Consider the following 24,822-nt stretch of genomic DNA (forward strand, 5'->3'; position numbering starts at 1 on the left):
GACATGCCGAAATCGAACAAGCCGGGGCGCGATCGGACTGCGGCGGCGAGCGGCAAGGAAGAGACGATCATTCACGGCGCGGTGCCGCCGCGTGATGTGCTGCTGCGCTTCATCGCCGATTATCCGGACCGGGCCTCGAAGCGGGAAATCGCCAAGGCGTTCGGGCTGAAGGGCGAGGCCCGCGTCGAGCTCAAGGACCTGTTGCGGGACCTTGAGGACGAAGGCCTCTTGGAGAAGAAGCGGAAGTCGCTGATGCGGCCGGGCGCCCTGCCCCCGGTCACCGTGCTTGACATCACCACCCGCGACAAGGACGGCGAACTGATCGGCCGTCCGGCGGAGTGGCCTGAGGATGCCGGCGTCGCGCCGGCCGTCTTGATCAAGCAATCCTCCAACGGCCGCAACAAGGCGCCGGCCGCCGGCCTCAACGACCGAATCCTCGCCAAGATCTTCCCGGCCAAGGATCGCGGCGGCCCGGCCTATACGGCGCGCGTCATCAAGGTCATCGACAAGCGCAAGACGGCAGCCCTCGGCGTGTTTCGCGAAACGCCCGGCGGCGGCGGACGCGTCGACCCCGTCGATCGGCGCGACAACGAGTTGATCATCGACCCGGATTCGGTCGAGAACGCCAAGGACGGCGACCTCGTCGAGGTGGACGTCGTGCGCTCCGCCCGCTACGGCCTGCCGCGCGGCAAGATCATGTCCGTGCTCGGCTCTGTCGCGTCCGAAAAGGCGATCTCGATGATCGCGATCCATGCCCACGGCATCCCCTATATCTTCCCGCAGGCGGCTCTGTCTGAGGCCGACAGTGCCAGGCCGGCAACGATGGAGAAGCGCGAGGACTGGCGCGACGTGCCGCTGATCACCATCGATCCGGCGGACGCCAAGGACCATGACGATGCCGTCTATGCCGAAGACGACCCCTCGCCGGACAATCCGGGCGGCGTGATCGTCACGGTCGCGATCGCCGACGTCTCCTGGTATGTCCGCCCCGGTTCGGCGCTCGACCGCGAAGCCTTGAAGCGTGGCAATTCGGTCTACTTCCCCGACCGCGTCGTGCCGATGCTGCCGGAGCGCATTTCCAACGATCTCTGCTCGCTGCGCGAAGGCGAGGACCGGCCGGCGCTTGCCGTACGCATGACCTTTTCCAAGGACGGCCGCAAGGTCAGCCATACTTTCCATCGGATCATGATGAAGAGCGCCGCCAAGCTTGCCTACCAACAGGCACAGGCGGCCATAGACGGCAATCAGGACGACAAGGCCGGACCGCTGCTCGAACCGATCCTGAAGCCGCTGTGGCACGCCTACGAGGTCATGAAGCGCGGACGCGACCGCCGCCAGCCGCTCGACCTTGACCTGCCGGAGCGCAAGATCCTCCTGAAGGAGGACGGCACGGTCGACCGCGTCTTCGTGCCGCCCCGCCTCGACGCCCACAAGTTGATCGAGGAAATGATGATCCAGGCCAACGTCGCGGCGGCGGAAACGCTGGAGAAGAAGCGCCAGGCGCTGATCTACCGCGTCCACGACGCGCCGTCGCTCGCCAAGCAGGAGACGCTGCGCGAATTCCTCGGCACGCTCGGCATCTCGCTTGCCAAGGGCGGGCACATGCGGGCGAACTCGTTCAACGGCATCCTGGCGCAGGCCACCGGCAAGGCGTTCGAGACGATGGTCAGCGAAATGGTGCTGCGCTCGCAGAGCCAGGCGATCTACAGTCCCGAGAACATCGGCCATTTCGGCCTCAACCTGATGAAATACGCGCACTTCACCTCGCCGATCCGCCGCTATGCGGACCTGATCGTGCACCGGGCGCTGGTCGGTTCCCTCGGCTTCGGCCAGGGCGGGATCACCCCGGAAGAGGAAGGACAGCTCGATGACATCGCTGCCGAAATCTCGACCTTCGAGCGCCGCGCCATGGCGGCCGAGCGCGATACAGTCGACAGGCTGATCGCACACCACCTTTCCGGCCGTGTCGGAGAAGAATTCAAGGGACGGGTGCGTGGGGTGACGAAGGCCGGACTTTTTGTCGCGCTTCCGGAGTTTGGAGCCGACGGTTTCGTCCCCATATCTACGCTGGGGATGGATTACTTCATCTACGACGAGGCGCATCAGGCGCTGACCGGCGAGAAGAGCGGGCTTGGATACAGGCTCGGCGACGAGGTCGAGGTGAAGTTGGTCCACGCACAGCCGCTCGCGGGCTCGCTGCAATTCCAAATGCTCAGCGAAGGGCGCAAGATGCCGACGGCGACTCGTTCCTTCCACAAGACAACCCGTCGCCGGTCCGGCGGCCCCGGCAAACGGCCGGGCACCCGCCCGCCACGCGGCAGACGATAGGAGTGACGACAATGACCACGGACAGCGGAGCACAGTCGATGGAATTCGGTGGCGTGGACAAGGCGGAGCGGCCGCTCGGGCAATCGATCATGCGCGGTTTGCTGAACCGCTGCCCGGCCTGCGGCAGCGGCCGGCTGTTTAAAGCCTTTCTCAAGCCCGTCGACAACTGCGCGGCCTGCGGCGAGGACATCTCCCACCAGCGTGCCGACGACCTGCCGCCCTATCTCGTCATCCTCGTACTCGGCCACGTCATGGTTGGCGGTTTCATGATGACCGACCTCGTCTTCCAGGTCTCCATGTGGGTGCATCTCGCCATCTGGGTGCCGCTGACGATCATCATCGCGCTGCTCATCATCCAGCCCATCAAGGGCGGCGTCATCGGCCTGCAATGGGCGCTCAGGATGCACGGTTTCGGCGGCGAGGCCGACGAGCCGCGGGACATCTGACGAACCTCCCGGAATGTTCGGCAATACTATAACAGCTTGACTTTCGCGCCATTTCTTGGCTGTACATCCCTGACATCGCGGGATGGAAGACCAGACGGGTCGATTGTATCGGACCATCTGCATCTTTAGGGGGGACATGACCTATGCTGCCGGACCATCGAACGCTTGCCGACCCCGTGCATCGGCGCCTTGCCGCCGGCGACAAACAGGCTGGATGAGGACACCCCGATGACCGAGCAGACCGCGGGGACAGGGTTCCCCGACAAGATACGCTGGCCATCGCTCATTGCCGCAGTTGCGTCGATCACCTCGGTCGGCATCGCCATCGGCCTCGGCCTGCCGCTGCTGAGCATCATCCTGGAAAAGCGCGGCATCCCCTCGACCCTGATCGGGCTCAACACGGCCATGGCCGGCCTCGCCTCCATGGCGGCCGCCCCGATCACCACGAAGCTCGCCCACGACTTCGGTGTCGCCCGCATCATGCTGTTTGCCGTCGCGGTCGCCACGATCTCCGGGTTCGGCTTTTATTACGTGGAGAATTTCTGGCTGTGGTTTCCGCTACGGTTCTTCTTCCACGGCGCGATCACAACGCTCTTCATCCTCTCCGAGTTCTGGATCAACGCCGCCTCGCCGCCAACGAAGCGCGGGCTGGTGCTCGGCATATATGCGACGCTGCTGGCACTCGGCTTCGCGATCGGCCCCCTGCTCTACTCGCTGCTCGGCAGCGAAGGCATCCTGCCCTTCCTGGTGGCGGGCGGCGCCATCCTGCTGTCGGCGGTGCCGATCTTCATCGCCCGCGCCGAAAGCCCGCGACTCGACGAAAAGCCGGAAATGCATTTCTTCCGCTACATCTTCCTCGTGCCGACGGCGACGGCGGCCGTCTTCGTGTTCGGCGCGGTGGAGGCCGGCGGATTGTCGCTCTTCCCGATCTACGCGACGCGTGCCGGCTTCAGCGAGGCACAAGGGGCACTGCTGCTGACGATCATGGGAATCGGCAACGTGGTCTTCCAGATCCCGATCGGGCTGCTGTCCGACAAGATTCGCGACAAGCGCAGCTTGCTCTCACTGCTGGCGCTGATCGGCCTCATCGGCGCCATGGCACTGCCGCTGCTGACCCACAACTGGATTGTGATGGCCGCAGTGCTGCTGTTCTGGGGCGGCAGCGTGTCCGGCCTCTACATGGTGGGACTCAGTCACATGGGCGCGCGACTGCGCGGATCGGACCTGGCGGCGGCGAATGCGGCCTTCATCTTCTGCTACGCGGTCGGCACCGTGGCCGGCCCACAGGTTATCGGCGCATCGATGGATATCGGCGGAAACAGCGGTTTTGCCTGGGCAATCGCGGGATTCTTCGCACTATACGTGGTGCTATCCCTGCTCCGTTTGCTTTTTAGACCAAAACGGACTTGACTTTTCGGCGTCGATTTGTAGTTTCGCGCCAGAATTCGCCGTGGACCCGTACCGGCTGTCCACGGCTTCATTTTTATATAAGGCAGGACTACCATGGCGAAAGCTACCACCATCAAGATCAAGTTGCTGTCGACCGCTGACACGGGCTTTTTCTACGTCACCAAGAAGAACAGCCGTACGTTTACGGACAAGATGACGAAGACCAAGTACGATCCGATCGCCAAGAAGCACGTCGAGTTCAAGGAAACCAAGATCAAGTAATCTGCTTGATCGGTTTTCACCGGGAAAGCGCCACCCGAGAGGCTGGCGCTTTTTTTGTTGCCCGAAGGCAAGCCCGGCACCGGTTGCTCAATACTGCAGGTCCGCAATTGAAAAGACCGCCACCCTTGCGGGCAGCGGTCTTGAATAAGAGGGTCAGCTGGCAATGCGCGGCACGAGGAACCGCTTGTGCATCACCAGCTGACCAGCCCCACGACCCAGGAGATGCGGCGGACCTGAGCATCATGGGGTAACCATCAGCCCTTTGGGGCCCGTGTATATGAGCAACACAATACTAAAATTATTTGATAGATCAATACTCTGAGTATTTTTCAAGTTTCGCGCAAGGCATACGCCAAGCAATCGAAGAATCACTAGTGCATAACCTGTGCACGGCAATTTCCGAGTTTGAAATACGTTTCGGAAGACAAAAACTGATCTTCGATTGAATTGAAACAATAAATCCGAAGTTCATGGGCGCGAACGCACATTAAAATCTTCTAAAATTGGAAAATATTCACACTCAGCGCCTCAAGTGGTGAAAATAGACTGAGAAATAGGCATTGAAATCCTGACTTTCCCAGCTTTTTTAGAACTATACTAAGATAGCGCATGCCCTATGCGGCCCGGAAAAATATGCAGATATCCACAGTCTGTGACTGTTTTTTCGGCATCTGCCTTCAGGAATTGCCTGGAACGGCCTTTAGAATCGCCCCGGGCCGATCGTCCAATACGGAATCGCTGCCGAATCCGGACCTGACAGATGGCGGGAAGATCACCCTCTATTATACTTCGATTGAATGGCTACCGGCCGTCAGGCGGCTTCGACCACACGGTTGCGGCCGCTGTTCTTCGCCGTGTACAGCGCCTGGTCGGCGAGCTTGAGGAGCTCTTCCGGACCGGACAGGGCCGGCGTCGTGGTCGAGATGCCGACGGATGCCGTAACGCTGACCTCCTCATCGCGGCTCCTGATCGTGAAGGGCTTGCTCTCGACCGCAACGCGCAGCCGCTCTGCCACCAGGGCGGCGACCTCGCGCGGTGTATCCGGCATGACGATGACGAACTCCTCGCCACCGTAACGGCATGCGAGATCGGCGCCACGTACGGCCGAGCGGATGCGCGAGGCGAACTCCTTCAGCACTTCATCGCCGGCATCGTGGCCATAGGTGTCGTTGACCAGCTTGAAGCGGTCGATGTCGGTGATGCAGAGCGACATCGGGCGTCCGCGCACAAGCGCGCGGTTGAACAGCACCTTGAGGTGATTGTCGAGATAGCGGCGGTTGCTGAGGCCGGTGAGACCGTCCGTCACCGCCAGTTCGATACTCTGGGTGACGTTGGCGCGCAGGCGGTCGTTATAGCGCTTGCGGCGAATCTGGGTCAGGCTGCGGGCAACCAGTTCATTGGGATCGACCGGACGGACGATGTAGTCGTTGACGCCGAGTTCCAGCGCCCGGATGATCATCTGCTCGTCGCCCTGCTCCGTGATGATCAGAAGCGGGATCATGCGGGTGCGTTCGAGCGAGCGAAGCTGCGAGCACAGGCGAAGCGGGTCATAGTCGTCGAAGTTGGAATTGACGATGATCAGGTCGAACGTGTTCTCTGCCGCCTCGAACAGTGCCGCCTGCGGATCGGACATGGAATGGACTTCGGCGATCGGCTGCAGATTGCGCACCAATCGTTCCTGCGAGCTGCCACGGCCGTCGACGACCATGATGCGACCCTTGTCCTCCAGCTGACCGTCGCCGGCCCGCAGCACGTCCGCGATGCCGACATGCTGGGCGGTCTCGGCGCGTGCGCGCAGCTCGTCGGTCAGCGTTTTCAGGCGCACGAGGCTTTTGACGCGGGAGATCAGCTGCAGGTCGTTGACGGGCTTGGTCAGGAAGTCGTCGGCCCCGGCCTTCAGGCCGCGCACGCGATCTTCCGGCTGATCCAGCGCCGTGACCATGACGACGGGAATATGCGCAGTCCTGGGATTCGCCTTCAGCCGTTCGCAGACCTCGAAGCCGTTGATGCCGGGCATCATGACGTCCAGAAGGATCACGTCGACATGGGTCCGGTCGCAGATCTCGAGCGCCGTCATCCCGTCTTCGGCAGTCAGAACCTCGAAATATTCCGCGACCAGCCGCGCTTCGAGCAGCTTCACGTTCGCCGGAATATCGTCAACCACCAGAATTCGTGCCGTCATCTTCGCTTTCCAACCCCTATTGTCACGTGACCGTCAAGCGTCACCGAGATAGGTCTTGATCGTTTCGAGAAATCTCGGAACGGAAATTGGTTTTGAGATATATGCTTCACAGCCACCCTGACGGATGCGCTCCTCATCGCCCTTCATGGCGAAGGCGGTGACCGCAATCACCGGAATCACATGCAGCTCGTCATCCTCCTTCAGCCACTTCGTGACTTCAAGCCCCGAAACTTCCGGAAGCTGGATGTCCATGAGAATGAGGTCCGGCCGGTGTTCACGAGCAAGATCAAGGGCTTCCATGCCATTGCGTGTCTGAATCGTCTGGTAGCCGGAAGCTTCAATCAGATCCTTGAAGAGCTTCATATTGAGCTCGTTGTCTTCTACGATCATTACCTTCTTCGGCATTCCAAGCTTCCTTTGCCCCTGTCGGGAGGTACCGCGAACAATTTGCAGCTCACCGCGCTGTTTTCCGGCTCCTGAATTTGCAATGGTAGTTTGATTTGGTTGAGAAATAGGTAACTTGGAAATAGAAATGAAGAATGATCCCAATGTCTCCGCCGACCCGCAGGAAACCGCCATCGCCGTACTATCCTGGCTGGCGGCGCAACCCGATATGCTTGGGCGCTTCCTTGCACTGTCCGGGATGAGAGCAGACCAGCTGCGCGAGGCAGCCGCCAAGCCCGGTTTCTTCGCCGCCCTGATCGAATTTCTGATGAACCATGAGCCGAGCCTGATGGCCTTCTGCAGCGAGACCGGCACGCGGCCGGAGACAGTCGTTGCGGCTGCCCGGGCCTTCGGCAACGACACCGGCGCATGGGGCGACTTCCAGCCGTGACGCTGACCGCAGACCCGAGCGACATCCGGCTCACCGATCGGCCGCTGATCGTCAGCGACATCGACGATGTCGTGCTGCAGTTCATCGATCCGTTCAATCTCTATCTCGAAAGCCTCGGCCATCGACACCTCCCCCGTTCCTTCCGCCTGCATGGCAATATCGTCTCCATCGATGACGGCAGCGTTGTCGACGACAGCCGCGTCACGGCGCTCATTCGCGATTTCTACAGGCTGCAAAGTGACTGGCAGCGTCCGTTCGACACGGCCTGCGAGACGCTGCATTCGCTCTCGAAGACGGCCGACATCGTCTTCCTGACAGCCATGCCGCCGGTCTATGCCGAGACGCGACGCGCGCTGCTCGACCGGTTCGGCCTCCGCTTTCCAATGATCGCCACCGAAACCGCGAAGGGACCGGTCGTCGAGCGGCTGCATGGCGGGCGCGACCAGCCCGTCGTCTTTCTCGACGACATGGCGCGCAATCTCGCCTCCGTCGCCGAGCATGTGCCCGAATGCCTGCTCATTCATCTGAAACCTCCGTCGGCGGTGTTCGCTTTCGCGCCGCCCGCAGGCGACGGCGTGGTCCCGGCGCCAGACTGGAGCGCGGCCGAGACGATCATCCGTTCCCATTTCCAGTCGATGCAGGGCCGTGCGGCGCCGCAGACAGGCTGAGCCGCATCAGCGGCCTGCCCTCCTTGCGGCGCGCGACTTCCGCAAAACCGGCAGCATCGAATATCCTTTTGGAGCCGACATAGAGACCGACGGATTTCGATTGCTTGGTGCGTTCGATCGGGCAGGCTTCCAGATGTCGCGCACCGTTCTCTCTCGCGAAGGCGATCGCCTCCTCAAGCATCCAGTGGCTGAGCCCCTGGCCGCGCTGGCGCGAGGCCATGAAGAAACAGCTGACAGCCCATATGCCGGGGTCGACGGCATCGCTCTCCTCCAACGGCCTCGAAACGGTGCGTGGGCTGTTCCATTGCGGCAGCTCCAGGCGCGGCCCGACCTGCACCCAGGCGACCGGTTCGCCATCGAGATAACCGAGGACACCTGGCGGCGGACCGGCCTCGACCCGCCTCCGCATGAAGTCCTTCTTGGCGTCAGCATCGTATGACTTGCGCTGCGAAGACGGGATGCGGAAATAGGTGCACCAGCATCCGTAGCAGGCGCCCTGCGGACCGAAGAGGCGCTCGAAGTCCGGCCACCGCTCCGCCGTCAGCGGATGCGCTACCCTCGTCTTGCCGGTCATTCGCATCCCTCTTCCACCTTGAAAGCAGCCCTTGAGACTCGCGAGCTTACGGCGTAACTTAAGGATGTTCAACATTTGTTCTTTTCGGATGATGCAGGCGCAAGAGTATCCAGGTTTCTGCCGCGACTGTCTGACCGGCCTTCCCGCCGGGCGGAAGCGCTGTCATGCCTGCGGCAGCCCGCGGCTCGTCTATCATCCGGAGATCAACCGGCTGTCGCTCGCGCATATCGATTGCGACGCCTTCTACGCGTCGGTGGAAAAGCGGGACAATCCGGAGCTCGCCGACAAACCGGTGATCATCGGCGGAGGCAAGCGCGGCGTGGTCTCGACCGCCTGCTACATCGCCCGTATCCATGGCGTGCGTTCCGCAATGCCGATGTTCAAGGCGCTGGAAGCCTGCCCCAATGCCGTCGTCATCCGGCCGGACATGGAAAAATACAGCCGGGTCGGCAAGGAGATCCGCCAGATGATGCTGGACCTGACGCCGCTGGTGCAGCCGATCTCCATCGACGAGGCCTTTCTCGATCTGGCCGGCACCGAACGGCTGCACCATGATCCGGCGGCGCGCACGCTGGCGAAGTTCGCCAAGCGGGTGGAGAGCGAGATCGGCATCACGGTGTCCGTCGGCCTCTCCTACTGCAAGTTCCTCGCCAAGGTCGCCTCCGACCTGCAGAAGCCGCGCGGCTTCTCCGTCGTCGGACAGGCGGAGGCGGTGGAGTTCCTCGCCCCGCGTCCGGTGACGACCATCTGGGGCGTCGGCAAGGCCTTTGCGGCGACGCTGGAGAGAGACGGCATCCGCACGGTGGGCCAGTTGCAGCAGATGGAGGAAAACGACCTGATGCGCCGCTACGGTGTCATAGGGCAGCGACTCTATCGCCTGTCGCGCGGCATCGACGACCGCAAGGTGCACCTCAACGAAGGCGCCAAAAGCGTCTCGTCCGAAACGACCTTCTTCGAGGACGTCTCCTCCTTCGACGAACTGGTGCCGATCCTGCGGCGGCTGTCGGAAAGCGTTGCCTGGCGGCTGAAGACCGGCGAGATCGCCGGGCGGACGGTGGTGCTCAAGCTGAAGACGGCCGATTTCAAGCTGCGCACCCGCAACCGACAACTGGAAGACCCGACCCAGCTTGCCGACCGGATATTCCGCACCGGGCTCAGCCTGCTCGAAAAGGAGACCGACGGCACGCGCTTTCGCCTGATCGGCATCGGCGTCAGCGACCTTTCCGATGCCGAGCGGGCCGATCCGCCGGACCTTATCGACGCGCAATCGACCCGCCGCGCGGCGGCGGAAGCGGCAATGGACAAGATCCGCGCGAAATTCGGCAAGGCGACCGTGGAAACCGGCTACACGTTCGGTACCGGGAAGAGCCCCGGCGGCGGGCGCACCAAGTAGCGCAATCCTTTACTTAAAATTTACCTCAATTGCGGGATTTGCCGCTTCACCCGGCTTAAATGCCTCTGCTCGGCCGCTTCGGTTGAACTTTCTTAAACCACCACTCCTACGCTTGAACCGATCCCGAATAGAGGTTCCTGTTCATGCGTCTGTCTCTTGCGGTCGTCGCCGGCTTCCTTGCCGCCGCCACATGCCTTTCCTCCCCGGCTCTGGCAGCCGAAAATGCCGTGCTGCAGATCATCGTCTCGAAGCAGACGCAGAGCCTGACCGTCTACGAGAACGGCAAGGCGATCGCCACCTCGAATGTCTCCACCGGCAAGGCCGGCCACACGACGCCGGCAGGCATCTTCTCGATCCTCGAGAAACGGAAGTTCCACCGGTCCAATCTCTATGACGACGCGCCGATGCCCTTCATGCAGCGCATCACCTGGTCGGGCGTCGCCCTGCACGAATCGAACCATGTGCCGCGCTACCCGGCCTCGCATGGCTGCGTGCGCATGCCGCGCGCCTTCGCCAAGGAACTCTACGGCATGACCGCGCGCGGAACGCATGTCATCATCTCGGATGCGCCGGTCGCGCCCGCGCCGATCAGCCATCCCGTCCTCTTCAACCTCGACCGCCCCGTACAGATGCTGTCCGACGCGACCTTGCGGCCGACCGTCCCGCTGGACGGCAAGGCACCGGTCGAGGTCGCGATGAACGGGCCGGTCACCGGCGCGTTGCCGAAGCCGGAATTCGAGGCTTCTCCCCTGCCCGACGTGGCGCCGCTGAGGATCCTCATCACCTGGCGCAGCAAGGCCGACGACACGCGCGATGCGCAGGCGCTTCTCGCAGGACTCGGCTATGACATCGGTCCGGCCGACGGCCTGATCGGACGCAAGACCGTGGACGCCGTCAACCAGTTCAAGACCGCCCACCAGATGGGGCCGCAACCCGAACTGCTGTCCGACGCCGTGCTGCAGGCGCTTTATGACGCCGCCGGCCGCAAGGCCCCTCCGCGCGGGCAGCTCATCGCCCGGCAGAACTTTGCCGAGGTCTTTTCCGCTCCCATCGAGATCCGCGACCCACAGACGGCACTCGGTACGCATTTCCTGGAAGTGATCGGTGTCGATGCCGCCAATGGCGCCGCAGAGTGGAACGCGCTGACGCTGCCCAATCATCTGCCCGCAAAGACGATGGAACGGCTTGGCCTCACCAAGGAAGCCGACGCATCGGCGCCGGACGCCGCCAAGCGCGTGCTCGACCGCCTGACCATTCCCGACGACATCCGCCAGAAGATCGCGGCGATGGTTGTACCCGGCCTGTCGCTGACCATCGCCGACACCGGCTATGAAATGAACACCGGTCCGGGCACGGATTTCGTGACCACGGTGCGCCAGCCGCCCGCATCGAAGGGCGGCTGATCGGCACCGGCCGAATGTGACGCGGGACCGGCGACAACCCACAGCTGTTGCAAAAAGGTCCCCCGACGCCAATTCCGTAAGCTTGCCTTAAAATGCGGCTTTGAAAGCGGCATGGTCGTATTATGATCATCCACGGACTCGCCCGGCCATCCAGACGACCGGGCCGGAGTGGCCTGGATCGCATTCCCTCCTCATTCCGCCGTCTTCTCGCTTCCTTGACTTCGCATTTTAAGAAGAACTGCCGTCATGCCCTCCGTATTTGGCCGTCAGCCGGTACTGATCCTGCTAGCCATGCTGATCAGCTCGCTGTGCAACTCCGCGATCATTCCCTTCATGGGATATTTCATCGTGGAGGACCTGCACATGGCGCCGTGGGCGATCAGCGTCTACGCGATCACCGCGAGCCTGCTCACCATGGCCTGCACGCGCTATTTCGGCGAGCGGATCGACCGCAGCGTCCGGATCTTTCCGATGATGGTGATTTCGGCGGGCGGGATCGTTCTCTCCAGCGCCGTGCTCTCGCTCCACCAGTCCTATGCGATCCTCCTGCTGATCTCGGCGCCGGGCATTGCGTTTTCCAGCGCCGGCGTCTCGTCGATGTTCATCTTCGGCCGGCTCTATGCCGAGCGCGAGGGCCTGCCGCTCGCCCGATACAACGCGCTGATGCGGACCATGACCTCGACCGGCTGGATGTTCGGGCCGGCCTGCTCCTACCTGATCGCCGACCGCTTCGGCAGCGTCGCCGTCTTCCATTTCGTCTTCATCCTGGCGCTTGCCGGCTGGATCACCAGTTTCCTCGCGCTGCCGCGCGATTTCATCACCTCCGCGGTCGGTCGGCCGCTGATCGGCGGTTGGCGGGCATGGTTCGACAACAAGGCACTATGGGCGGCGGCGATCTTCTGTTTCCTGTTCTCGCTGTCATCGACGCTCTGCAGTGCCACACTGCCGCTCTATCTCACCCAGGAACTCGGCCTGCCGGCCTATACGCCCGGCCTGTCCTTCACGCTGAAATGTGCAGCCGAAATCATCGCCATCATGGGATCGCCGGCGCTGACCAACGCGATCGGCCGGCGCAATGCGCTGTTTCTCTCCAGCGCTGGCGGCTTTGCGGCGTTCTTTCTCTACGACATCACTGCTTCCGTCGAAATGATGATGGTGGCGGCCTTCGTCGAGGGGCTCTATTTCGGCATCTTCGCCGGCGTGGCAATCATGTTCGCGCAGGGGTTTGCGCGCGGACGGCTGGGCCGGGCGACCTCGCTCTACATGAACAGCCTGTTCTTGGGGTCAATGACGGCGACGACCGGCATGGGCCTGATCGCCAGCCTGTTCGACTTCCGCAGCGTGCTTGCCGCAGCCGCCGTGGTGATGATGGGGGCGATCGCCGTTCTCTATCTGACGAGACGCCGGGATACGGAGGCGGAGACCTGATCGCCTCCGCCTTCACAATGTGATTCAAGGGCTTGAGAGCCTGATTCAGGAACGGCGAGCAAACCGCTGATTTCAGATTCAATTCCGGCGACCGCCGACCGGATCAGACCAGTTCCACATCGATGACGCCGGGCGCTGCCCGCAATGCCGCCGCGATATCCGGCGAGATGCGGTACCGCTGGTTCAGCTCCACCTCCACCTCCCGCTTGCCGTCGTCCTTGATGACGACGAAGGAGACGAGGCCGTCGCCCTTGGCGTTCAGATGCGCCGCCACGGTCTTCAACGGGCCGCTGTCGCGCACGAAGACGCGCAGCGCCTTCTGCATCTGCACCGACTTCTCCTCCAGCGATTGGGCTGTCTGGATGCGCAAGCCGATGCCTTCCGGGCGCTCTTCTGCCGCAACCGTGATCACCAGCGACTTTCCCGATTCGAGCAGGTCGCGATACTGGTTCAGGCCTTCGGAAAAGAGCACCGCCTCGTACTGGCCGGAGGCATCGGAGAAAGTGACGATGCCCATCTTGTTGCCGGTGCGGGTCTTGCGCTCCTGCCGCGAGATGACAGTGCCGGCGAGCCGGCCGAAGGTGGCGCCCTGCTTAACCGAGGCGGAGAAATCGGCAAAATTCTGCACCCGCATCTTGTCGAGCACCGGCTGGTAGGCATCGAGCGGATGGGCGGTCAGGTAGAAGCCCAGAACCTGGAATTCCTTCATCAGCCGTTCTGAGGCGAGCCAGGGATTGAAGGCCGGAAGGACGATCTTTTCCGGTCCGCCGCCGCCGCCAAGACCGAACAGGCCGCCCTGCCCCGAGACCTTGTCCTCCTGCGCGCTCTGCGCATAGCCGATGATCCGGTCGAGACCGGCGACGAGCGCCGCCCGGTCGTGGCCGAAGCAATCGAAGGCGCCGGCATAGATCAGGCTTTCGAGAACGCGGCGGTTGATCTGCTTCGGGTCGATCCGCAGGCAGAAATCTTCCAGGCTCTCGAACGGCTTGTCGCCACGCACCGCGACGATGTGGTCGACCGCCGCTTCGCCGACGCCCTTGATGGCGGCGAGCGAATAATAGATGCGGTTCTCGCCCGTCTCGAAATGCCGGAACGAGGTCTGCACCGACGGCGCGATCACCTCGATACCGAGACGCTTGGCGTCCTGGCGGAAGTCGTTGACCTTGTCGGTGTTCGACATATCGAGCGTCATCGACGCCGCCAGGAACTCGACCGGGTAATGGGCCTTCAGATAGGCGGTGTGGTAGGAGACAATGGCGTAGGCGGCGGCGTGCGACTTGTTGAAGCCGTAGTTGGCGAACTTCGCCAGCAGGTCGAAGATCATGTCGGACTGGGGCTTGGAGACACCGTTGGCGACCGCGCCGTCGACGAAGCGGGCGCGCTGCTTGTCCATCTCCTCCTTGATCTTCTTGCCCATGGCGCGGCGCAGAAGGTCGGCTTCGCCGAGCGAATAGCCCGAGAGCACCTGGGCGATCTGCATCACCTGCTCCTGATAGACGATAACGCCCTGGGTTTCCTTCAGCAGGTAGTCGATCTTCGGGTGGATGGAGGCGATCTCCTCCTCGCCGTGCTTGCGGGCGTTGTAGACCGGGATGTTCTCCATCGGGCCCGGACGATAGAGCGCCACGAGCGCGATGATGTCCTCGATGCAGTCCGGCCGCATGCCGATCAGCGCCTTGCGCATACCTGCACTTTCCACCTGGAACACGCCGACCGTGTCGCCCTTGGACAACATCTCGTAGGTCGGCGGATCGTCGAGCGGAACGGATGGCAGGTCGACGGAAATCTTGCGCTTGGCGATGAAATCGACCGCCGTCTTCAAAACCGTCAGCGTCTTCAGGCCGAGGAAGTCGAACTTCACCAGGCCCGCCTGTTCGACCCACTTCATGTTGAATTGGGTGACCGGCATGTCGGAGCGCGGGTCTCGGTACATCGGCACGAGCTTCGACAGCGGCCGGTCGCCGATCACGATGCCGGCGGCGTGTGTCGAGGCGTGGCGGTAGAGGCCCTCGATCTTCTGGGCGATTTCGAGAAGGCGGGCGACGACCGGCTCTTCGGCGGCGGCCTCCTGCAGCTTCGGTTCTTCCTCGATCGCCTTGTGCAGCGGTGTCGGATTGGCCGGATTGTTCGGCACGAGCTTGCAGATCTTGTCGACCTGGCCGTAGGACATTTCCAAAACGCGGCCGACGTCGCGCAGCGCCGCGCGGGCCTGCAGCGAACCGAAGGTGATGATCTGCCCCACCTGCTCGCGGCCATATTTGCGCTGCACGTAGCGGATCACCTCTTCGCGGCGCTCCTGGCAGAAGTCGATGTCGAAGTCGGGCATCGACACGCGCTCAGGATTGAGGAAGCGTTCGAAGAGCAGCGAGAAGCGCAGCGGATCGACGTCGGTGATCGTCAGCGCATAGGCGACAAGCGAGCCCGCGCCCGAACCACGGCCGGGGCCGACCGGGATGTCCTGCTGCTTGGCCCATTTGATGAAGTCGGAAACGATGAGGAAGTAGCCCGGGAACTTCATCCGCTCGATGATGCCGAGCTCGTATTCCAGTCGCTCGCGATAATCCTGCTCGGTGTAGCCCGGCGCAATGCCGAGCGCCGCGATCCGGCTATCGAGACCTTCGCGCGACTGGCGCTTCAGTTCCTCGGTTTCCGCCCGTTCCGCCTCTTCCGGATCGTCGGAGGCGCCGGTGAAGCGCGGCAGGATCGGCTTGCGGGTTTTCAGGATGAACGAGCAGCGCCTGGCGATCTCGACCGTATTGGCGAGCGCCTCCGGAATATCGGCAAAGAGCTGCATCATCTCCTTGCGGCTTTTCAGATAATGATCCGGGGTCAGGCGGAAGCGGCGGTCGTCGGACACGATGGCATTGTGTGCGACCGCCATCAGCGCATCATGCGCGTCGTAATCGTCCGGAGACGGAAAGAACGCCTCGTTGGTGGCGACCAGCGGAATGTCGTGGCGATAGGCGAGATCGATCATCCGCTTCTCGTGCCGCTTGTCGTAGCCGCGCTGGCGCTGCAGCTCGATATAGAGCCTGTCGCCGAACAGAGCCTTCAGCTTCAGGAGCCGGGCTTCGGCAACCGCCGCATGGCTGTCCTTCAACGGCATGTCGATCGGCCCGCCGCTGGCACCCGTCAGCGCAATCAGCCCGCCGGTGCCGAGTTCCTCAAGCCATGAGGCCATCATATGGACGGCGTGGTTGCTCTCGCCGTCGAGATAGGCGCGGCTGACGATGTCCACCAGCCGTTCATAGCCTTCGGCGTCGGCGGCGAGCAGCACGATCGACGGCAGCTTGGCGAGCGCCTGGTTGCCGCGCCGTTCGGTCTCCTGCCCGTCCTCCATGTCGATGGAGAGCTGGCAGCCGATGATCGGCTGCAAACCGTCGCCCGATGCCTTCTGGGCGAATTCGAGCGCCACGAAGAGATTGTTGGTATCGGTGATGGCGATCGCCGGCTGTTCGTCGGCAATGGCCTTGCCGAGGATCTTCTTCAGCGGCAGGGCGCCCTCGAGAAGCGAATAGGCGGAATGCACCCGCAAGTGCACAAATCCGGGTCCGACAGACTGCGTCAGACCATCCGATTTCGTTCCGCTTCCCGCTTCCGACATGTCACCTTCCAGACGATTCTTTCAATCGCCGGATTGTCTGCCGGTGAGCGCCCGATGTCCACAACCGCGCGCCCGGATGGTGTCAATTTCCAGAAGAGAATGCGGTCCCGATCAGACCGACATGACGATGGCGGCGAAGCCCGCCAGAAACACGGAAATCGATGCAAATGCTGCTACGTCTTTGATGAAGTACGACATTTCCCTCTCCTTTTCCTATCTGTTCTTTTTATGTTCTATTTTAGTTCTCACGTCAACACCCTTTTGCCACTTTTTTGGATGTGCTTTTCTGAGGTCAACATTCCCCTGCCCGGAGCCCACCATGCGCCTGCCCACCACCGCCCTCTGTTTGCTCCTCGTTGCAGGGATCGCGGCCACGCCTGCGGCGGCTGCCGACCGGATCGTCGATGCGGTCGTCGGCGACTGGAACAAGGACGGGGCAAGCGACCTCGCCGTCCTGTTCGTGTCATCTGCCGATGGGGCGGAGGAGAGTGGTACCGGCGAGATCGGCATCAGCATCTATCTGCGCAACGCCGAGCGCGACCTGCTGATGCCGGCGGCTATCGTGCCGGACAAGGTCTGGGGAAATGCGCCGGCGGGCGATGACGGCATTTACGGACAGGAGCCGTCGATCAAGGCGACGGCAGCCGGCTCCATCACGGTGACCACGCACAACGACGCCGTCGGCCGTGATCGATGGCATCAGGTCCTGACGCTCGCCTATCGCGACGGCTCCTTCGTCGTCGCCGGCTACAGCTATGAATACTATGACACGCTGGATACCGAGCGGAACGGCTCCTGCGACCTCAATCTTCTGTCCGGCAAGGGTGTGGCGGACGGCAAGCCAATGACGATGGAGGCGAAGCGCATTACGCTTCAGGACTGGCAGGACGAAACGGGTCTGAAGGTCTGCGGGCTCAATCCGTAAACGTCAGGCTTCCCACAGGAAGAAATCCCGTGACGGGCCTCACGAACTGATTCCGGAAATGCGCCCAACGGTATGACCGTCAAGCGCAAAACCGCCTCAGAGTTCCTTGATCTGGCCTGCGTCGAGCGTCACGCAGCGGTCCATGCGGGCGGCAATGTCGTGGTTGTGCGTGGCGATCATGGCGGCAAGGCCGGACTGGCGCACCAGGGCTTCCAGAGCGTCGAAGACGTAGTGGGCGGTTTCCGGGTCGAGGTTGCCAGTGGGCTCGTCGGCCAGAAGCACGATCGGCGCATTGGCAACCGCGCGGGCGATCGCGACGCGCTGCTGCTCGCCGCCGGAAAGCTCCGCCGGGCGGTGCGAGCCGCGATGGCCGATACGCATGTAGTCGAGAAGCTGGCTGGCGCGCTCGGCCGCCTCCTTCTTGTCGAGGCCGGCGATCAGCTGCGGCATCATGATGTTTTCAAGCGCCGAGAACTCGGGCAGCAGGTGGTGGAACTGGTAGACGAAGCCGATATCGCTGCGGCGCACGGCCGTCCGCCGGTCGTCCGACATGTGCGTGCAGGAGACGCCATTGATGGAAATGTCACCTTCGTCCGGGTGCTCGAGCAGGCCGGCGATCTGCAGGAGCGTCGATTTGCCGGTGCCGGACGGCGCCACCAGCGCGACGGTTTCGCCGCGCTTCAGCGAGAAGTCGACGCCCTTCAGGATCGACAGGACGGCGTCGCCCTGCCCGTAGCTGCGGGAAATGCCCTCAAGGCGCAATGCGATGTCGTTGTTCATGGAGGAAAACGTATCCTTATTCGTAGCGCAGCGCCTGGACCGGATCGAGCCGGGATGCGCGCCAGGCCGGGAAGATCGTCGCCAGGAAGGAGAGCCCCAGCGCCATGACGACAACGGCGATCGTCTCGCCGGCATTCATGTCGGCAGGCAGCTTGCTCAGGAAATAGAGCTCCGGATCGAAGAGAACCGTGCCGGACACCCAGGAGAAGAACTGGCGGATCGACTCTATGTTGAGACAGACGACGACGCCGAGCACGACGCCGGCGAAAGTGCCGACCGTGCCGATCGCAGCACCCGTCATGAAGAAGATGCGCATCACCGCGCCGGATGTCGCGCCCATGGTGCGCAGGATGGCGATGTCGTGGCCCTTGTCCTTCACCAGCATGATGAGGCCGGAGATGATGTTGAGCGCGGCGACGATGACGATCAGCGTCAGGATCATGAACATCACGTTGCGCTCCACCTGCAGGGCGGAGAAGAAGGTCTGGTTGCGCTGGCGCCAGTCGGTGATGAACACCTGGCGGCCGGCGGCCTCTTCGATCTTCGGACGCAGATCGCCGACATTGTCCGGATTGTCGACGAAGATCTCGATCGACTGCACCAGGCCCTCGGCGTTGAAATAGAGCTGCGCTTCCTTCAGCGGCATGAAGATGATCGAGGAGTCATACTCCGACATGCCGATCTCGAAGATGCCGGTCACCTTGTAGGTCTTCACCCGCGGCGTGACCCCCATCGGCGTCACGTCGCCTTCCGGCGAGATCAGCGTGATGCTGTCGCCGACGAAGAGGCCCAGCTGCTGGGCAAGCCGCGAGCCGATCAGCACGCCGTCGCCGGCGGCAAAGGAGACCATGTCGCCCGACTTGATGTTGTCGGAAACGGATTTGAGCTTGGAGAGATCGTCGGCACTGATGCCGCGCACCAGCGCGCCGGTGCCCGCACCCTGCTTGCCGGACGCCAGCGTCTCGCCTTCGACGAGCGGCAGCGCCATCGTCACGCCGTCGACCGCCTCGAACTTCTTGGCGAGGTCGACATAGTCGGAGAGCGGTTGGTCGATCGGCTGGACGATCATATGGCCATTGAGCCCGAGGATCTTGGAGATAAGCTCGGTGCGGAAGCCGTTCATCACCGCCATGACGATGATGAGGGTGGCGACGCCAAGCATGATTCCGATGAAGGAAAAGCCGGCGATCACCGAGATATAGGCTTCCTTGCGGCGGGCCCGCAGATAACGCCATGCCACCATCCGCTCGAAGGCGGAGAACGGACGGTTGGCATTTCCCTTGCCGGCGGCTTCGGTCGAGGTTTCTTCGGCCGTCATGCTCGTCATTCAGACAACTCCCAAAAGGCCGGAGGCGGCCTTCAGCCCAGTATCTTGTTCAGCGCCGCTTCCACGGTCATGGTTTCGCGGGCGCCGGTCTTGCGATCCTTCAGCTCGACCTCGCCATTGGCAAGGGCGCGCGGTCCGGCAATCACCTGCACCGGAACACCGATCAGATCCGCCGTGGCAAACTTGGTGCCGGCGCGCTCGTCGGTGTCGTCGTAGAGCACGTCCTTACCCGCATTCGACAATGCCTGATAAAGCTTATCGCAGGCTGTATCGCAAAGCTGGTCGCCGGGCTTCATGTTGATCAGCACGGCATCGAACGGCGCGACGGAGGCCGGCCAGATGATTCCACTGTCGTCATGCGAGGCTTCAATGATGGCGGGAACAAGGCGTGACGGACCGATACCGTAGGAGCCCATGTGGACAAGGTGTTCCTTGCCGTCCGGTCCCTGCACTTTCGCGCCCATCGGCTCGGAATATTTCGTGCCGAAATAGAAGATGTGGCCGACCTCGATGCCGCGTGCCGACAGGCGGTCGCCTTCGGGGATCGCGTCGAATGCGGCCTCGTCGTGCATTTCCGACGTCGCGGCGTAGACCGAGGTCCACTTGTCGAAGATCGCCTGCAGGCCTTCCGCATCGTTGAAATCGGTGTCGACGGACGGAATGTCGAAATTGACGAAGTCCTTGTGGCAGAACACTTCGGATTCACCGGTATCGGCCAGGATGATGAACTCGTGGCTGTGGTTGCCGCCGATCGGGCCGGTATCGGCGCGCATCGGAATGGCGCGCAGGCCCAGGCGGTCGAAGGTGCGCAGATACGCGGCGAACATCTTGTTGTAGGACTCGATCGCGCTTTCCTTCGTCAGATCGAAGGAATAGGCGTCCTTCATCAGGAATTCGCGCGAGCGCATGGTGCCGAAGCGCGGACGGATCTCGTCGCGGACCTTCCACTGGATGTGGTAGAGGTTGAGCGGCAGGCTCTTGTAGGACTTGACCGACGAGCGGAAGATGTCGGTGATCATTTCCTCGTTGGTGGGGCCATAGAGCATCGGCCGGTCCTGCCGGTCCTTGATGCGCAGCATTTCCTTGCCGTAGTCGTCATAGCGGCCGCTTTCCTGCCAGAGCTCGGCCGACTGCAGCGTCGGCATCAGGAGCTCGATGGCGCCGGAACGGTTCTGTTCCTCGCGGATGATCGCGTTCACCTTGTCGAGGACCCGCTTGCCCATCGGCAGCCAGGAATAGATGCCCTGCGACTGCTGGCGGATCATGCCGGTGCGCAGCATCAGGCGGTGGGAGACGATCTCGGCCTCCTTGGGATTTTCCTTCAGGATAGGCAGAAAATAGCGGGACAGACGCATGGGCTTCAGGTTCCAAAACAATGCTTTCCCCGAACTGCTCGGGAATCGCGCATTTGAGCTACAAATTTGGCGCTTTCATAGCCGCTTCGGGGCGAGAATGAAACCCGGCAAGGCTGCCGGCCAGACGCGATTTGACGAGACTTCGGCGCATAACCTGCCACGATCGCCTGCGACAGAAACGCCGCCCTGCCCCGGGCCTGTCGCATCACCGTCATGTTTCGCCTCAAAGTCCACTTTCAGGCCCGCAAATGACGCCCGTCAAGAATGGGGTACCTGCCGCGCCAGCAAATGAAACGATACAATTGACGTGAAATCGCATTCAATGTAATCAACAACTTACTGGAGGCGACCGGCCATTTCTTGGCGGCCAGAAGTTTAAGGCGCGAGATCGTCCATCACGATTTTGTCAATACCAAAAAAAGTCCAGAACTGTAACAAAAATGCAAAAAACCGGATGACAAAGCCTAAAGTTTTGGCTAGTGTCAGCCCACAAAACAGGCAGAGAGGTTAAATTCTTTGCCATCTCGCGGTTAAAGTCTTGGGAGGATTTTGATCTCGGCGCGCTCGTTCGCAGCCCCGGAAACGGAAACAGGTCACGCGACACTTAAAAACAAGGCTTCGTGCCTTGTTTTTTTTTGCCTTCGTTTCAGGCACTGCCCGACGCCTGCGTCAGCGGCCAATGCTCTCGTCAAAAACCGGTACGAAACGCGGGATTGAATCGATGCTGATCCCGAAATAGCCCGAGGCGATCCACCACACACCGTTGATCAGCGCCGCGACCACGGTCGTCATCAGCATCACGCGCCAGAAGCGGAAATGCGCGGGCGCACTCTCGACCGTGCCCAGCGTCACGTCATTTTCGTCCGCCTGACTGCGCATGCCGATCGGCAGCATGATGAACAGCGTCAGCCACCAGATGATGAAGTAGACGGCAAAGATCGAAAACCAGGGCACGGGAAGTCTCCTCCATTTGCCGCCTTATAGCCCGACGGCATTCGGGTTTCAAAGGCGCGCGCAGCGCCCTCTTGTCACACCTGTTCGAGTTCGATCAGCGTGCCGAAGAAATCCTTCGGGTGCAGGAAGAGCACCGGCTTGCCATGGGCGCCAGTCTTCGGATTGCCGTCTCCCAACACCCTTGCTCCGGCCGCCTTCAACTGGTCGCGGGCGGCCAGGATATCGGTAACCTCGTAGCAGATGTGATGCATGCCGCCGGATGGGTTCTTCTCCAGAAAGGCGGCAATCGGCGATGCCTCGCCGAGCGGCTCCAGGAGTTCGACCTTGGTGTTGGGCAGTTCGACGAACACGACGGTGACGCCGTGTTCGGGAAGCGACTGTGGCGCGGAAACGACCGCTCCGAGCGTGTCGCGATAGGAGGCGGTTGCCGCCGCGAGGTCCGGCACGGCGATTGCGATGTGATTGACCTTGCCCAGCATGCCAGCCTCCCTGCCGTTGCCTAGACTTTGTTCAAGAACACGGTCACGACCGGCTTCTTGCCCCAACTCTGGTTCATGGTCGAGCGCACGGCACGGCGCACGGCTTCACGCACCATTTCCATATCCTTGCGCTTGGCGCGCGGAATGCTCTCGACGGCGCCGACCACCGCATCGAACAGCGTGTCGTCCATGTCCTCGCCTTCGTCATCATATTCCGGCAGGCCATGCGGCACGATATCCGGATCGCCGATGATCTCGTAGCGGCTGTCGATCAGGATGCTGACTGCGACATGGCCGACATAGGAGAGCTTCTTGCGCTCGGAAATGCCCATTTCGTCGATGTCGCCGAGCAGCTTGCCGTCCTTGAACAGGCGTCCATGGGCAACCTGGTCGACGACTTCGGCGGGACCGGGGGCGAGGCGCAGCATGTCGCCGTTCCTCACCTTCGGCACTTGGGCGATGCCGGACTGTGCTGCCAGCTCGGCCTGCGCCGTCAGATGTGCGGCTTCGCCATGGACAGGAACGAGGATCTGCGGACGGACCCACTCGTACATCTGCTTGAGTTCGTTGCGGCGCGGATGGCCGGAAACATGCACCAATGCCTCGGCGTCGGTCACGATGTGCAGGCCCTGCTCGATCAGACCGTTCTTGATATTGTTGATTTCCTTCTCGTTGCCAGGAATGGCGCGAGAAGAAAAGACCACGGTGTCGCCGGCGGCAAACGCCACATGACGCATCTCGTCGCGGGAGATCTTGGCGAGTGCGGCGCGCGGCTCGCCCTGGCTGCCAGTCAGGATGACCACGACCTTGTCGCGCGGGATGTAGCCGAATTCGTCTTCGGCGATGAACGGCTTGATGCCCTCCATCAGGCCGATATCGGTCGCGACATTGACGACGCGCTTCAGCGAACTGCCGAGCAGCAGTACTTCGCGGCCGGCGGCCTCGGCGGCCTGCGCGATCGAGCGGATGCGGCCCACATTCGAGGAGAAGGTGGTAATCGCCACACGACCCTCGGCGCTTTCGATGACCTTGCGCAGCCCTTCGGAGACCTCCTCCTCGGACGGAGAAATGCCGTCGCGCATGGCGTTGGTGCTGTCGCACATCATCGCCAGCACGCCTTCGTCGCCGATGGCGCGGAAGCGTGCCTCGTCGGTCAGCGGACCGAGCGACGGCTTGTGATCGATCTTCCAGTCGCCGGTATGGACCAGATTGCCGAGCGGCGTACGGATTACGAGCGACATCGGCTCCGGGATGGAGTGGTTGACCGACACGCCCTCGACGCTGAAGGAACCGACATTGACGCGGTCGCCGGCCTTGAAGTGGGTGATCGGGATTTCCCGACGGTCGCCTTCGTAGTCGCGCTTGGCTTCCAGCATGCCGGCGGTGAAGCCGGACGCATAGACCGGCACGTTGAGGCCCGGCCACAGCTCGTTAAGGCCGCCGTAATGGTCCTCATGCGCGTGGGTGATGAAGATCGCCTTCAGGTTCTTGCGCTGTTCCGCGATGAAGCGGATGTCGGGCAGCACGAGATCGACGCCGGGCAGATCCGGCCCGGGAAAGGTGACGCCGCAATCCACCATGATCCATTCGCGATGGTCCGGAGGGCCAAAGCCGTAGAGGGCGAGGTTCATGCCGATCTCGCCAACACCGCCCAGCGGCAGAAACACCAGTTCGTCTTTCTTTGCCATTCTCTAAATTTTTCCAATCATTCAAAAAAAACATCGCCGGCGGCAATCGGTATTCCCGCGCCGTCGTCCGTCTGCAGCAGAAGCAGACCGTTGTCGTCAATGTCGAGGAACCGGCCAGTCAACGAGCGATCCGGCAGATTGACCCGGATCTTCTCCCCGATCCCGCAGGCATTCTCGCGCCAGCGTTCAACGACGGCACGGACACCACGGCCCTTATCCCACAGATTGAGCGCATCCACCATGGTTGCGAACAGATGGGCGAACAATTCGTCCGGCGAAACGGCGGCGCCATGCTCGGCGAGGCACGTTGCGTCATAAGGAACGTTGTCCGGCTTCGCGACGATGTTGATGCCAATGCCAATGACCACGGCGTGGTGACCCTCGGGCAAGGCGCCGCCCTCAAGCAGGATACCGCAGGTCTTCTTGCGCCCGATCAGGATGTCGTTCGGCCACTTGATCTCGACCGGATCGCTCCCCGGCGGCATGACCTTGCGCACGGCGTCATGGACGGCAAGCGAAACGGCGAGCGGCAGGGAGGCCAACCTGGCGACCGGGGCCGGATCGACGAGAAGCAGGGAAGCATAGAGATTGCCGCGTTCGGACACCCAGGAGCGGCCGCGGCGGGCCTTGCCGCCAAGCTGCCGGCCGGCAGTGATCCAGAGATTGCCCGGATCGCCGGCCCTGCCCCGCTCCATGCAGGCCGTGTTGGTGGATTCCAGTTCCGAAAACGATTCGTGGCGGAAGTCGTCGATCGACATCCGCCACGCATTTCTATCCGTCAT

The 24,822-nt window shown here is 62.2% G+C and carries 21 protein-coding genes; 10 read left to right on the top strand and 11 right to left on the bottom strand.

From position 1 onward, the window contains the following. Positions 1 to 3 precede the first annotated feature (3 nt). From rnr to rpmG, 4 genes are all read left to right on the top strand, one after another. A complete protein-coding gene (gene rnr, locus ACU5AY_RS09875; RefSeq protein WP_446828990.1) occupies positions 4 to 2,328 on the top strand; it encodes a ribonuclease R in 2,325 nt (774 codons plus the stop codon). An 11-nt stretch (positions 2,329 to 2,339) separates the two neighbouring features. After that, on the top strand, positions 2,340 to 2,774 hold the full coding sequence (locus ACU5AY_RS09880) for a DUF983 domain-containing protein (protein WP_446824561.1): 435 nt from the start codon (positions 2,340 to 2,342) through the stop codon (positions 2,772 to 2,774). Positions 2,775 to 3,002: 228 nt separating this feature from the next. Continuing rightward, complete coding sequence (locus tag ACU5AY_RS09885) at positions 3,003 to 4,184, top strand: MFS transporter (RefSeq protein ID WP_446824562.1); 1,182 nt, start codon at positions 3,003 to 3,005, stop codon at positions 4,182 to 4,184. Between the two features lie 93 nt (positions 4,185 to 4,277). Further along, on the top strand, positions 4,278 to 4,445 hold the full coding sequence (gene rpmG, locus ACU5AY_RS09890) for a 50S ribosomal protein L33 (RefSeq protein ID WP_261930441.1): 168 nt from the start codon (positions 4,278 to 4,280) through the stop codon (positions 4,443 to 4,445). Positions 4,446 to 5,256: 811 nt separating this feature from the next. On the opposite strand, the gene ACU5AY_RS09895 is transcribed toward rpmG, so the two are convergent. Together ACU5AY_RS09895 and ACU5AY_RS09900 are read right to left on the bottom strand one after the other, a co-directional pair. Beyond that, positions 5,257 to 6,627 (bottom strand): PleD family two-component system response regulator, encoded by a 1,371-nt coding sequence (locus ACU5AY_RS09895; protein WP_446824563.1) that lies wholly within the window; start codon positions 6,625 to 6,627, stop codon positions 5,257 to 5,259. Between the two features lie 33 nt (positions 6,628 to 6,660). Next, positions 6,661 to 7,032 carry a response regulator gene (locus tag ACU5AY_RS09900; protein ID WP_446824564.1) on the bottom strand — a complete coding sequence of 124 codons (372 nt, stop codon included), beginning with the start codon at positions 7,030 to 7,032 and terminating at the stop codon, positions 6,661 to 6,663. 115 nt (positions 7,033 to 7,147) lie between these two features. Here ACU5AY_RS09900 and ACU5AY_RS09905 point away from each other — a divergent pair, with 115 nt between their 5' ends. After that, the gene (locus ACU5AY_RS09905) at positions 7,148 to 7,462 is read left to right on the top strand and encodes a DUF3572 domain-containing protein (RefSeq protein WP_446828906.1); all 315 of its coding nucleotides are present in this window, start codon (positions 7,148 to 7,150) and stop codon (positions 7,460 to 7,462) included. Continuing rightward, positions 7,441 to 8,130, top strand: a complete 690-nt coding sequence (locus ACU5AY_RS09910; protein ID WP_446828907.1) for a hypothetical protein — start codon at positions 7,441 to 7,443, stop codon at positions 8,128 to 8,130. Before ACU5AY_RS09905 ends, ACU5AY_RS09910 begins: the two co-directional genes overlap by 22 nt. Here ACU5AY_RS09910 and ACU5AY_RS09915 read toward each other — a convergent pair. Next, a complete protein-coding gene (locus ACU5AY_RS09915; RefSeq protein WP_446828908.1) occupies positions 8,075 to 8,704 on the bottom strand; it encodes an N-acetyltransferase family protein in 630 nt (209 codons plus the stop codon). The genes ACU5AY_RS09910 and ACU5AY_RS09915 overlap by 56 nt on opposite strands. Positions 8,705 to 8,792: 88 nt before the next feature. On the opposite strand from ACU5AY_RS09915, the gene ACU5AY_RS09920 reads away from it, so the two are divergent. The 3 genes from ACU5AY_RS09920 to ACU5AY_RS09930 all read left to right on the top strand — a co-directional run bounded on the left by ACU5AY_RS09920 (position 8,793) and on the right by ACU5AY_RS09930 (position 12,928). Continuing rightward, positions 8,793 to 10,097: a DNA polymerase IV gene (locus ACU5AY_RS09920; RefSeq protein WP_446828909.1), complete on the top strand. Its 1,305-nt coding sequence runs from the start codon at positions 8,793 to 8,795 to the stop codon at positions 10,095 to 10,097. 143 nt (positions 10,098 to 10,240) lie between these two features. Next, a complete protein-coding gene (locus ACU5AY_RS09925) occupies positions 10,241 to 11,500 on the top strand; it encodes a L,D-transpeptidase (protein WP_446828910.1) in 1,260 nt (419 codons plus the stop codon). 246 nt (positions 11,501 to 11,746) lie between these two features. Beyond that, positions 11,747 to 12,928, top strand: coding sequence for an MFS transporter (locus ACU5AY_RS09930; RefSeq protein WP_446824570.1), 1,182 nt, complete (start codon positions 11,747 to 11,749; stop codon positions 12,926 to 12,928). 103 nt (positions 12,929 to 13,031) lie between these two features. On the opposite strand, the gene dnaE is transcribed toward ACU5AY_RS09930, so the two are convergent. Then, positions 13,032 to 16,532, bottom strand: a complete 3,501-nt coding sequence (gene dnaE, locus ACU5AY_RS09935; RefSeq protein WP_446824571.1) for a DNA polymerase III subunit alpha — start codon at positions 16,530 to 16,532, stop codon at positions 13,032 to 13,034. 319 nt (positions 16,533 to 16,851) lie between these two features. Here dnaE and ACU5AY_RS09940 point away from each other — a divergent pair, with 319 nt between their 5' ends. Then, positions 16,852 to 17,457: a hypothetical protein gene (locus ACU5AY_RS09940; protein ID WP_446828911.1), complete on the top strand. Its 606-nt coding sequence runs from the start codon at positions 16,852 to 16,854 to the stop codon at positions 17,455 to 17,457. Positions 17,458 to 17,553: 96 nt separating this feature from the next. Here the strand turns inward: ACU5AY_RS09940 and ACU5AY_RS09945 are convergent, their stop codons facing one another. The 7 genes from ACU5AY_RS09945 to ACU5AY_RS09975 form a co-directional block, all read right to left on the bottom strand. Then, positions 17,554 to 18,237: an ABC transporter ATP-binding protein gene (locus ACU5AY_RS09945; protein WP_446828912.1), complete on the bottom strand. Its 684-nt coding sequence runs from the start codon at positions 18,235 to 18,237 to the stop codon at positions 17,554 to 17,556. Between the two features lie 16 nt (positions 18,238 to 18,253). Then, positions 18,254 to 19,555: a lipoprotein-releasing ABC transporter permease subunit gene (locus ACU5AY_RS09950; protein ID WP_446826096.1), complete on the bottom strand. Its 1,302-nt coding sequence runs from the start codon at positions 19,553 to 19,555 to the stop codon at positions 18,254 to 18,256. A 41-nt stretch (positions 19,556 to 19,596) separates the two neighbouring features. Continuing rightward, a complete protein-coding gene (gene proS, locus ACU5AY_RS09955; protein WP_446828913.1) occupies positions 19,597 to 20,919 on the bottom strand; it encodes a proline--tRNA ligase in 1,323 nt (440 codons plus the stop codon). 669 nt (positions 20,920 to 21,588) lie between these two features. Continuing rightward, positions 21,589 to 21,873, bottom strand: a complete 285-nt coding sequence (locus tag ACU5AY_RS09960; protein WP_446824575.1) for a DUF1467 family protein — start codon at positions 21,871 to 21,873, stop codon at positions 21,589 to 21,591. Positions 21,874 to 21,947: 74 nt separating this feature from the next. Continuing rightward, positions 21,948 to 22,352 (bottom strand): methylmalonyl-CoA epimerase, encoded by a 405-nt coding sequence (gene mce, locus ACU5AY_RS09965; RefSeq protein ID WP_446828914.1) that lies wholly within the window; start codon positions 22,350 to 22,352, stop codon positions 21,948 to 21,950. A 20-nt stretch (positions 22,353 to 22,372) separates the two neighbouring features. After that, positions 22,373 to 24,040, bottom strand: coding sequence for a ribonuclease J (locus ACU5AY_RS09970; protein ID WP_446828915.1), 1,668 nt, complete (start codon positions 24,038 to 24,040; stop codon positions 22,373 to 22,375). Between the two features lie 17 nt (positions 24,041 to 24,057). Continuing rightward, positions 24,058 to 24,822, bottom strand: a complete 765-nt coding sequence (locus ACU5AY_RS09975; RefSeq protein WP_446828916.1) for a biotin--[acetyl-CoA-carboxylase] ligase — start codon at positions 24,820 to 24,822, stop codon at positions 24,058 to 24,060.

Source organism: Rhizobium sp. PAMB 3174, assembly GCF_052908375.1.